The sequence below is a fragment of the Pseudomonas sp. Xaverov 259 genome, from assembly GCF_019352915.1.
GTDB lineage: Bacteria > Pseudomonadota > Gammaproteobacteria > Pseudomonadales > Pseudomonadaceae > Aquipseudomonas.
In genome coordinates this window covers 69253-80697 of the sequence record NZ_JAAAFV010000024.1, presented here as the reverse complement: position 1 = coordinate 80697, position 11445 = coordinate 69253, and the positions used below count along the sequence as shown (strand labels likewise).

7 protein-coding genes are annotated in these 11445 nt (G+C 61.0%); 3 read left to right on the top strand and 4 right to left on the bottom strand.

The genetic code is table 11. The features are described from left to right. Window positions 1-398 precede the first annotated feature (398 nt). From K0H48_RS09155 to K0H48_RS09145, 3 genes are all read right to left on the bottom strand, one after another. Window positions 399-4082 carry a translocation/assembly module TamB domain-containing protein gene (locus tag K0H48_RS09155; protein ID WP_219267224.1) on the bottom strand — a complete coding sequence of 1228 codons (3684 nt, stop codon included), beginning with the start codon at window positions 4080-4082 and terminating at the stop codon, window positions 399-401. Beyond that, the gene (locus K0H48_RS09150) at window positions 4082-5809 is read right to left on the bottom strand and encodes an autotransporter assembly complex family protein (RefSeq protein ID WP_219267223.1); all 1728 of its coding nucleotides are present in this window, start codon (window positions 5807-5809) and stop codon (window positions 4082-4084) included. The genes K0H48_RS09155 and K0H48_RS09150 overlap by 1 nt, the downstream gene beginning before the upstream one ends. 63 nt (window positions 5810-5872) lie before the next feature. Beyond that, a complete protein-coding gene (locus K0H48_RS09145) occupies window positions 5873-6523 on the bottom strand; it encodes an N-acetyltransferase (protein WP_138814865.1) in 651 nt (216 codons plus the stop codon). A gap of 168 nt (window positions 6524-6691) precedes the next feature. On the opposite strand from K0H48_RS09145, the gene xthA reads away from it, so the two are divergent. Together xthA and K0H48_RS09135 are read left to right on the top strand one after the other, a co-directional pair. Then, entirely contained in the window at window positions 6692-7504 is an 813-nt protein-coding gene (xthA, locus tag K0H48_RS09140) for an exodeoxyribonuclease III (protein ID WP_017134623.1), read from the top strand. A gap of 136 nt (window positions 7505-7640) precedes the next feature. Further along, entirely contained in the window at window positions 7641-8969 is a 1329-nt protein-coding gene (locus K0H48_RS09135; protein WP_219267222.1) for a substrate-binding domain-containing protein, read from the top strand. Window positions 8970-9101: 132 nt separating this feature from the next. Here K0H48_RS09135 and K0H48_RS09130 read toward each other — a convergent pair whose 3' ends face one another. Continuing rightward, on the bottom strand, window positions 9102-10331 hold the full coding sequence (locus K0H48_RS09130; protein WP_138814863.1) for an acyl-CoA dehydrogenase: 1230 nt from the start codon (window positions 10329-10331) through the stop codon (window positions 9102-9104). A 166-nt stretch (window positions 10332-10497) separates the two neighbouring features. Here K0H48_RS09130 and K0H48_RS09125 point away from each other — a divergent pair, with 166 nt between their 5' ends. Continuing rightward, window positions 10498-11433: a LysR family transcriptional regulator gene (locus tag K0H48_RS09125; protein WP_017136514.1), complete on the top strand. Its 936-nt coding sequence runs from the start codon at window positions 10498-10500 to the stop codon at window positions 11431-11433. Window positions 11434-11445: the final 12 nt, after the last annotated feature.

Below are 11445 nucleotides of genomic sequence, written 5' to 3'. Positions count from 1 at the left end.
ACTTGATCTGGCTTTTGATTCAACCACTCAGGTCGGCTTTCAGGCCGCCGTGCTGTAGATCTTGATCTTGATTTTGATCTGAGGCGCCCCGTTAACCACGATGGCCGAACGCAGGCTTGAATCCGTGGGTAACCCGGCAGGACGCCGGGTTACCGCGCTGGGCCAAGGATGGCCCATCGCGGCGGCCCACGGATTCAAGCCGGAGTGCGGGCATGCCGAGCCTAGGCGAGGCACCGAGTGGTGGGGCGAGGACCTTTTGGTTACTTTTGCGTCCTTGCAAAAGTGACCCGCCGTCAGGGCGGAACCCTAAGTAGCCATTACCGCAGCAACGGATATGTACACCAAAAGACCGCCATCGCAGGCAAGCCAGCTCCCACACTTCTTACCTTATACAACCCCTAGAAATCCCGTTTGTAGAAGATATCCAACGAACTGGCCACACCACTGGCCACCTCCAGATACACCTTCTTGCTCAGCAAATACCGCAAGGCAATGGTATTGGCCGGCTCAAACACCCCCACCCCATAGCGCAGGCTGAGTTTCTCGGTGATCTTGCCACTGGCCACCACTGCTGTTTTGTTACCGCTGCCTTGGGTATCAAGGTCGAAATCCTGAATCCCCAGCTTGTTGGCAATATCCGAAGTCACCCCCGCACTGCCCATCAAACCCAGGCCCAGAGCAGCCTCAGCCAGCATATTGTTGTCTTCGCCGGTGTTGTTACGCGAACGCCCCAGCACCAGGTAGGACAACGCATCCTCCTGAGGCATCGCAGGCTCAGAGAAGATCTGCGTGGTCGGCTGTTCCGCGCTGCCGCTCAAGCGAATACCGGCAGTCACAGTCCTGGAATCCTCAACGACCACTCGTGTCGCTTCGATATCCAGGAACGGCTGATCCAAGGGACCTGCAAACAACAGCCGCGCACGCCGCACATTGAGGCGCTGCCCGTAAGCACGGTAACGGCCGTCGTTGAGCCACAGCTCACCACGGGTGTCCATGTTGTCGCCAATATGCACATGGCCCTGAACCTTGGCGGTCAGGCCGAAGCCGGCAAAGTTAAGCTGGTCTTCACCCACCTCGACGTCGATGTCCATGGCCATCGCCATCGGCGGCTTGCCCTGCTCGGTCTGGCTGCCGACGATCACCGTGTCATCCGAGACCTTGACCGTCGACGGCGGCAGTTCGCGCACAGTGATATCGCCGCGCGGGATGTGCACCTTGCCGGCGATCGCCAGCTTGTCGTCCTTGAGGCTGATCTTAAGGTCCGGCGCCACGTCCAACTTGGCATAGGGCTCAACCGTGACCGGCAATTTCGAACCTTGCAGGCTCAGGTCCACCGCGAGTGCCTGGCCCCAGCCGACATGGCCCTTGAGGCTGCCCTGCCCGCCTTTGCCGCTGCGCCAGGCACCGTTGAGCTGCACGCTTTCACCGGCGATCAGCGCCTGCACGTTCAAACCCTCGAGACTCATCGGCAGCTCAGGCCCGGAAATTTCACCGTCGACCAGGTTCACCGTGCCGTTGACCTGCGGCGCCAACAGCCCACCCGAGATGCGGCCGTTACCGTTGAGCTTGCCATTGAGGGTTTCCACCATTGGCACAAAGGGTCGCGCCACGGCGAGGTCCAGGCCAGTGAGGCTGAACGTGCCAGTGATCGGCTTGTCCTTGGGCAACGGGTTGATCTGCGCCTGCAACAGCAATTCGCCGAGCTTGCCCCCGCGAAAATTCAGCTGCGTGTCGATGCGCTTGGGGTTCAGGGTGGTTTCCAACTTCAAGGTGTCGTAGGGGAAATCCACCCACTGGTGCTTGTCCTTCACGCGCAGCGTACCGCCACTGGCGTCCACCGCGACTACGCCTTTAGGGCCACTGCTGGGCAGATCGAGTTGCACGTCAGCGTTGAGCTTGCCCTGCCAGGCGAAATCCTTGGGCAAGAAGGCTGCCAGGCTGTCGATCGGGAATTGCTTGAGGTGGTAGCGCAGCTTGGGTTCAGGCATCAGGCGCTGGTCTTCACCGCACAGGCTGGCGCCCCCAGACACCCAGCAATGCGCGGCAAAGGTCAGCTTGCCGTCGGCCAAGCGTTCGATTTTGGCCGGGGCTTGCAGCCTCCAATCCTGGCCGCCGGCCTGCACATCACCACTGGCCAGGCGCCCACGCCAGTTGCCTTTGTCGAGGTTGCCATCCAAAGCCAGGGCGAGTTTGACCAGCGGCCCGGCCAGATCGAGTTGCACCTTCTGGCTCTTGATGTCGCCCTGGGCGCTGGCGGTCAGGGTGCCGACCTGGGTTTCACCGGCTTGAATGCCGTTGCCCTTGAGGTCGATCTTCGCGCGCTGGGCGTTGTCGAGGGCAGCCTCCAGGGTGAGGCTTTGCAGTTTATTGTCCGCCAACGCCAGCTGTTGGCCTTTAAGCTCGAGCTTGCCTTGCGGCGCCTTCAGCGTACCGGCCACATCCACGCGGCCGTTGATCTGCCCACGCAACTGCGGCCACAGCTGGGCCAGTCGCGCCAGCTTGATGTCGATCTGCCCGGCCAGGCGTTGTTGCAAACTGCCACTGCCATTGATGCGGTTGTCGCCCAGGCGGATATCCAGGTTGGCCAGGGTCCACTGCTCGCCCGCGCCTTCGGCCTTGGCCACCAGTACGGCGGTCTGGCCGCGCAAATGGCCCTTGAGGTCGAGGTCGGCATTCAGTTTAAGCTGCTCGTTTTTGAACTCGCCTTTGCTGCGCAACGGCCCGGCCAAGGTGCCCGGCAATTCTGCCACCCAATACGCCGGGTTGAGTGCCGACAAGTCCAGCGCAGTGTCCCAGGCGATGCCATCGGCAAATTGCAGGTTCAGGTGGCCTTCGGCCTTGCCTTGACCGGCGGTCAGTTTCAGCTCGGGCAAAAAGACTTGCTTGAGGTCGCCACTGAATGGCGTGACCAGATTGAATTTACCCGCGGGGCCGTCAAGGTCAGCTTTCAGATTGCCGAGGTAGTTGCCGTCTTTATAGGAAACTTCACCGTTGAAAGTACGCAGCGCGACCTGCGGCTCTTCGATTAACGGATAGAGACGATGCCAGGGGAAATCCAGCCAGTTGATTTTCGCGTCGGCACTGAAGCCTTGTTGCCAGTCCAGGTTGGCGCTGAGTTTGAGGCTCTGCTGGTCGCCGGCAGTCAGGTCGAGGCCGGCGATCTGTGCGCCCTTGGCGTCGACCTTGCCCTGCAACAGCAAGGCCACCGGGCCTTTTTCTGCGGGCAGTACGGCGCGGCCGAGCAATTGGTAGCCGTTGCTCAAGTCGCCCTTGGCGGTGAGGTCCAGTTGATTGAGCTGCAAGGTGTCGGGCAAATCGGCGCTGGGTTTGAACCCATCCGCCGTGATGTGCAACTGCGCGGGCAGGTTCTCAACCAGAGGTTGCAGCTCGCCGCTGAGCTTGGCGGGCAGGTAGCCGCTGCTGTCGGCGTCGAGCTTGAGGGTCTTGAGCAGGTCGCCGTCCACCTTGAGCGCAACCGTCCACGGCGCGCCGCCGGGCGCATAGGGCAGGCTCAGGTTGCCGGTGGCGCTCAGCGGCCAGTTGCCGGTGGGTTGCAGCAGGCCGTTAAGGTCCAGCACCAGGTCATCGCGTTGCAGGTGCACTGAGTCGATCTGCATACCGGCGGCCGTCCAGTGCGCCGCCAGTTGCAAGCCCTTGAGTTCTTCACTGCCGTTAAACAGCAGGCTGCCGACGCGAACGTCGCCCAATTGGATGGCAACCGGCAATTTAAGATCCGGCAACGTGATAGCACCGCTACTCGGTTCAGTGCTCGGCGGAAATTGCAGGCTGACCTGTTCCACGTCCAGTTGGTTGATACACAGGGTCATGCGCAGCAGGCAGCCCGGTGACCAATCAAACTTCGGTGCAGTGAGTTCTACCCGACTCGCGTCCTGCTGCCATAGCAGATGGTCGGCGCTCCATTGGCCGCCCAGACGCCCCTGGAAATTTTCCACGCTCAACCCCGGCACCTGGCTCAAGGCCCAACGGCTGCCTGCTTGAGTACCGAGCACCGTCCACAGCGCCAACAGCACCAGCATGAGGAGCGCCACAATGGCCAGCCCCGCTATTTTCAAACCACGCATCACAGCTCAGGCCCCATGGAAAAGTGCAAACGAATGCCGCCCGGATCTTCGAGGGCATGGGCCAGGTCAAGGCGAATCGGCCCCACTGGCGACACCCAGCGTACACCCACGCCCACACCGGTTTTCAGGCTGGGCATTTCCAGGGTGTTGAAGGAGTTGCCTTGGTCTATAAAGGTCGCGATGCGCCATTTTTCGGCGATGGAATATTGGTACTCGGCGCTCAAGGCCACCATGTAACGCCCGCCGATGGTTTTACCTTGGTCGTTCTCGGGTGACAGCGTCTGGTACTCGTAGCCGCGCACGCTCTGGTCACCACCGGCAAAGAAGCGCAGCGAAGGCGGCACCGACTTGTAGCCGTTGGTGGCACTGCCGCCGAACTGCGCACGGCCAAGGAAACGGTGGTTGTCCCACAAGGTGGTCAGGCCCTTGATGGTGGCGGTGCCGTACAGCAAGTTGGTGTCGGAGCCGAGCCCTTCCTTGGCGACCTTGGCGTCGAACATCAGGCGATAGCCATTGTGCGGGTCGATGCGGTTATCGCTGCGCAGGTAGGAATAGTTGATGCCCGGCATCACCAGGTTGCTTAAGCCCGAGTCATTGCCCAGGCGATATTCTTCACGCTGGTATTTGAGCGAGATGACCCGCGTCCAGCCACTGGGCAGTTTGCTGTGCCATTCCGGGCCGAGGGTGAGCAATTTACTCAAGGTATCGGTGTTGGCGATTTCTTCATTCTGGTAACCGCCGGCGAAGCGCAGCTTGTCGGTGAGTGGCGGGTCGAGCGGGATGTCGTACCACAGGCCGACGTTCTGGCGTGGCGCCGACAGTTCGGCCTCCCAGCCATAGCTGTGGCCCTGGGGGTTGACCCAATGGCGGGTCCAGTTGGCTTTGCCGCGCGGGCCGACATCGGTCGAATAACCGAGGCCCAGGCCCATGGTGCGTGGTTTGCGGGTGTCGAGCTGGACCGCCACCGGGATCACATCGTTGGTCGAGGCGGTTGGGCTGGCGTCCACGCGCACGCCTTCGAAGAAGCCGCTCGCTTGCAGGTTTTGATTGAGTTCGGCGATCAGCTCTGAGTCATACGGCGTGCCGTTTTTGAACGGCACCATGCGTTGCAGCAGGTCTTCATCGAACGGCGTATCGCCGGTAAAACCGACCTTGCCCAAGGTGTAGCGCGGGCCGCTGTCGTAGATGAGCTCGATATCGGCGACACCGGCTTGCGGGTCCACCAGCAGTTTCTGGCTGCTAAAGCGCCCATTGAAAAAACCATAGCGCGAAGCCTGGTTCTGGATCAGACGCTTGGCGTCTTCGTAGTTGCCGTGGTTGAGTACGGCGCCGGATTTGAGGTCGTCGCTGGCGGGCACGCGAAACGCCTTGAGGCTCGCGGCCTGGCCGTCGACCCGAATGGTCACGTTGCGCAAATGCACCGGCTCGCCGGGGTCGATGGTGAGGGTCAGGCGCGGGTTCTTGCCGCCCTTTACGTCACTGGAGATCTGCGGCTGATAGAAGCCCAGCGCCTGGGCCGCCTTGCGGGCCTGCTCCTCGGCGCCACGGCTGAACCGCAGCAAGGCTTCTTCATCACGATCGCCAACCCCGCCGATATAGCCTTCGATGTTGGCTTTCAACGCGTCGTTTGATGGCTTGATGCGCACGTCCAATTCGCTTTGCGCAAATACGCCACAGCTTGTGAACAGCAGAACCAAGCCGCTGGTAAATCTTCCTGGGAGCTTCATAGGCGCGGATGCTACACAGCTGGGGGGACACTTTGAACCCGGAATTGTCTGAATAATTCTGTCTTAAGCCGTTGCAGCATGTAACGCCTGGGGATTCGGATGAAAAAACACGTGTTCCAGGACGGGTCCTACGGCGACCTCACCGATTTCCTCATAACCCTGGCGCTTGTAGAAATCCAGATAACGCGAATTGCCGGTATCGAGCACCACACCCGATGAATGCGGGTCTTCGGCACACCAGTTGTGCACCGCCTGCAACAGTTGTTCGCCGTAGTGCTTGCCCTGGAATTGCGGATGAATACCCAGCAGCGGCAACACATGCACCGACTCATTCGGCAGGCATGCCAGCACCGCGTAGTGGTAATCCAGGTAACGCCGAGTGCCGCGCACGCCGGTGCTCAGCCACATACGCAACTGCCAGGCCCAGCTCTCGGTGATGCCCAGGCGCCGTTGCGGTGGCGCAATCAGGGCGATGCCGATCAGCCGGTCGTTGACGAACAGGCCGATGGCCGGAAGTTTCTGGAAAAAATGCTGCTTGACCAGCTCACGTACGGTGGCGCGCACCCGCTGTTCGTACCCCGAGCGCTCAGCTTCGAAGATGTAGGCGAAGGTCGGTTCATGCCGATAGGCCTGGTACAACAAGGAACGGGCCTCGCGGGAATAGCCGCTGTTGAGCAGGCGAATTTCGGCAATGGCAGTGGCAGTGTCCGGCATACAGTCAATCTCCCTGGGCGCCACTCAAAAGATGGCGTTCTTATAGGTACGAACCCGCGCGGCACCGGTCGTTCCCAGACATTAGCAGTGCATGCGCCCTACCGCCACGCTGGCCCCCGCCGGACTTGTCGGCTAGCATCGCCCTTTTGCCAGACTGGACTGCCGACCATGAAAATCGTCTCCTTCAATATCAACGGGCTGCGCGCCCGCCCTCATCAGCTGGCAGCGTTGATTGAAAAGCATCAGCCCGACGTGATCGGCCTGCAGGAAACCAAGGTGCACGACGACCAGTTCCCACTGGCCGAAGTGCAGGCTCTTGGCTATCACGTGTACTACCACGGGCAAAAAGGCCACTACGGCGTGGCCCTGCTGTCGCGCAAGCCGGCGTTGAGCCTGCACAAAGGCTTTGCCAGCGATGAAGAAGACGCCCAGCGCCGCTTTATCTGGGGCACGTTCGCCGACGAGCATGGCCAGTCGATCACCGTGATGAACGGCTACTTCCCCCAGGGCGAAAGCCGCGACCACCCGACCAAGTTCCCGGCCAAGCAACGCTTCTATGAAGATTTGCAGCAGCTGCTGGAAAGCCAGTTCAGCAATGACCAGCCGCTGGTGGTGATGGGTGACATCAATATTTCCCCGGAAGATATCGACATCGGCATCGGCGCCGACAATGCCAAGCGCTGGCTCAAAACCGGCAAGTGCAGCTTCCTGCCGGAAGAGCGCGAGTGGATGGCCCGCCTGAAGAACTGGGGCCTGGTCGACAGCTTCCGCCACTTGAACCCGGACGTGGCCGACCGCTTCAGCTGGTTCGACTACCGCAGCCGTGGGTTTGAAGATGAGCCCAAGCGTGGGCTGCGCATTGACGTGATCCTGGCCTCCAACGGCCTGGTGTCGCGGGTCAAGGATGCGGGTGTGGATTACGACCTGCGTGGGCTGGAAAAGCCATCGGACCATGCGCCGATCTGGCTTGAATTGAGCTGATCTAAAGGTTTGTGTACTTCAATGTGAGAGCTGGCTTGCCTGCTCCCACATTGGGTTTGGCTGTGTGTCAGTCACACTATTGAAACCCAACTGACTTAATCTGGCGGCACTCCCTTTGGCTTAAGAAGGTGCCGGCATGATGCTGCGCGTTCTGTTCCTGTTGCTACTGCCGCTCCACGCTGTCGCCGCTGCCCTCCCCGTTCCCGACCAAGGCCCCGCACTGCGCATCCAGGGTTCCAATACCATTGGTGCGGCGTTGGGACCTGCGCTGGTCAAGGGCATGCTGGAGCACCAAGGCTTGCAGGCGGTGCACAGCGAAGCTGGCGATGGCGCCAATGAACAACGGGTGATCGGCAAGACGCGTCAAGGCAAAACCGTCACGGTCGAGGTCGCGGCCCACGGTTCCAGCACCGGCTTCAGCGCACTGAAAAAATCCAACGCGGACCTTGCGGCGGCTTCGCGCCCGATCAAGGACAGCGAGCTGGTGGACCTTGAACCCCTGGGCGACCTGAAAAGCCCGGACGCCGAACAGGTAATCGCCATCGACGGCCTGGCCATCATCCTCAACCCGCACAACCCGCTGAATACCTTGAACACCGAGCAACTGGCGCAGATTTTCAACGGTGAGGTCGGCCAATGGGAGGATGTGGGCGGCGTCGGCGGCGCCATTCATCTGTACGCCCGGGATGATCAGTCCGGCACCTATGACACCTTTAAAGAGCTGGTACTGAACCGGCGCGGTAAACCGCTGGCCGCGACTGCACAGCGTTTCGAGTCCAGCGAGGCGTTGTCCGATGCGGTGAGCCATGACCCGCACGGCATTGGTTTTATCGGCCTGCCGTATGTGCGTCAGGCCAAGGCGCTGGCGATTGTCGACGGTGACTCACAGCCGATGTTGCCGGTGACCAGCCTGATCGCCACCGAGGATTACCCGCTGTCACGCCGCCTGTATTTTTACCTGCCGCCGTCGAACCGCAACCCGTGGGCCAAGGCCCTGGTGGACTTTACCCAAAGTGGCAAAGGCCAGGCGATCGTGGCCGCCAACGGTTTTATCGCCCAGCAGGTGCAGGCGATTGCCGTGGAGCCACGGGCGTCGATGCCCGAGGGCTATCAAACCATCGTGCGTGACGCCCAGCGCCTGAGTGTGAATTTTCGCTTCGAGGAAGGCAGCGCCAGCCTGGATAACAAAGCACGTCAGGACCTGCAGCGGGTGGTGGCGTTTCTGAAAAGCCACGGCAAGCTCGACAAGCAGGTGACGCTGGTGGGGTTTGGTGATGCCAAGAATGACCCGCAGCGGGCGGCGCTGTTGTCAAAGTTGCGGGCGATGGCGGTGCGCCGGGAATTGGTCAAGAGCGGCGTGGTGCTCAGGGATATTCGCGGCTTTGGCGCGCAGATGCCGGTGGCGGCGAATACGGCGGATGAGGGGCGGATCAAAAATCGGCGGGTGGAGGTTTGGGTGTACTGACCCCTCGGGTTTTGTGTTGTAAATACTGGCCTCTTCGCGAGCAAGCCCGCTCCCACATTTTGACCGCGTTCCCCCTTTGGAATACGGTCGAAATGTGTGTGGGGCTTGCTCGCGAATGCAGGCGCCTCGGAGTTACTGCCCGCCGCGCATCAGCTCTTTAGGCACATACTTGCCAATCTCAAACTTGCCAATCGCCGCACGGTGCACTTCATCCGGGCCGTCGGCCAGGCGCAGGGTACGTTGCATGGCGTACATGTAGGCCAGCGGGAAGTCGTTGGAAACCCCCGCGCCACCATGGATCTGGATCGCACGGTCAATCACCTTCAAGGCCACGTTCGGCGCCACGACCTTGATCTGTGCAATTTCGCTTTTTGCGACTTTGTTACCCACGGTGTCCATCATGTAGGCCGCTTTCAGGGTCAGCAGGCGCGCCATGTCGATTTCCATGCGTGAGTCGGCGATCTTGTCGATATTGCCGCCCAGGCGCGCCAATGGCTTGCCGAACGCGGTGCGGCTGACGGAGCGTTTGCACATCAGTTCCAGCGCACGCTCGGCCATGCCGACGGAACGCATGCAGTGGTGAATGCGGCCTGGGCCGAGGCGGCCTTGGGCAATTTCGAAACCACGGCCTTCACCCAACAGTACGTTTTCATACGGCACACGCACGTTGTCGAACAGTACTTCGGCGTGGCCGTGGGGCGCGTCGTCGTAGCCGAACACCGGCAGTGGGCGCACGATTTTTACGCCTGGGGTATCCACCGGCACCAGGATCATCGAGTGCTGCTGGTGGCGCGGCGCGTCCGGGTTGCTCAGGCCCATGAAGATCAGGATTTTGCAGCGCGGGTCGCAAGCGCCGGAGGTCCACCATTTCTTGCCATTGATCACCCACTCGTCACCCTGACGCTCGGCGCGGGCGGCCATGTTGGTGGCGTCGGATGAGGCCACGTCCGGTTCGGTCATGGCGAACGCCGAGCGAATCTCGCCACGCAGCAGCGGTTCAAGCCAGCGTTGTTTTTGTTCTTCATTGGCATAGCGCACCAGCACTTCCATGTTGCCGGTGTCGGGGGCGGAACAGTTGAACGGCTCCGGGCCCAACAGCGAGCGGCCCATGATTTCGGCCAGCGGCGCATATTCGAGGTTGGTCAGGCCGGCACCCAGCTCGGACTCGGGCAGGAACAGGTTCCACAAGCCTTCGGCTTTTGCCTTGGCCTTCAACTCCTCCATGATCGCGGTGGGCTGCCAGCGGTCGCCTTCGCTGACCTGGCGTTCGAACACCGGCTCGGCCGGGTAAACGTAAGCGTCCATGAACGCGGTGACGCGTTCACGCAGTTCCTGAACCTTGGGCGAATAAGCGAAATCCATGAGCAGCTCCCTTCTCTGAGAGGTTGTTTAGATCATGCAATCGATGCTAGAACAGCGTTGATAATTTACCTAGCCTATTCTCGGCGTGTATTAACATTCATCACCGATATATGATCGGCGTATGAGCACCTGATAAATCGCCACCTGAAAATAAGAGCGCAACGACATGAATCTGAGCAAGGTCGACCTCAACCTGTTTATCGTCTTCGACGCGATCTACACCGAAGCCAACCTGACCCGCGCCGGGCAGATCGTCGGAATCACCCAGCCGGCGGTGTCCAACGCCCTGGCCCGTCTGCGCGAAACCTTCAACGACCCGCTGTTCGTGCGCACCGCCCAGGGCATGGTGCCCACGCCGATGGCGCAGAACATCATCGGCCCGGTGCGCAACGCGCTGTCGTTGCTGCGGGTGTCGGTGCAGGAAAGCCGGATTTTCAACCCGCAACAGGCGGCCAAGACCTATCGCATCAGCATGACCGACCTCACCGAGGCGGTGATTCTGCCGCTGCTGTTCCAGCGCCTGCGCCGGCTGGCGCCGACCGTGGTGATCGAGAGCTTCTTGTCCAAGCGCCGTGAAACCACCAAGGAACTGGCCGCCGGGCGCCTGGACTTTGCCGTGGACGCACCGCTTAACACCGACCCGCAAGTGCGCCACGTCAAGCTGATGGAAGACCGCTACGTGTGCGCCATGCGCAAGGGCCACCCGATGGCGGGCAAGGACAAGTTCACGCTGGATGACTACCTGTCGCTGACCCATATCCATATCTCCAGCCGCCGTAACGGCCTGGGCCACGTCGACCTGGCGCTGGGCAAGATGGGCATCCAGCGCAAGATCGCCCTGCGCTCCCAGCATTACCTGATGGCTTCGCAAGTGTTGCAGCAGACCGACATGGTGATGACCGTGCCCGAGCGCTTTGCCCGCCGCCATGAGCTGCATTGGTTCAACCTGCCGGTCAACGATGTGCCGCCGGTGGAAACCCACCTGTACTGGCACGAAAGCACCGACCAGGACCCGGCCAACCGCTGGATGCGCGAGCAGATGATTGAGCTGTGCCAGCAAGTGACGGCACATGAAAAGAAGCTGGATGGCAAGCAAGCTTAAGCTCTGGCGAAC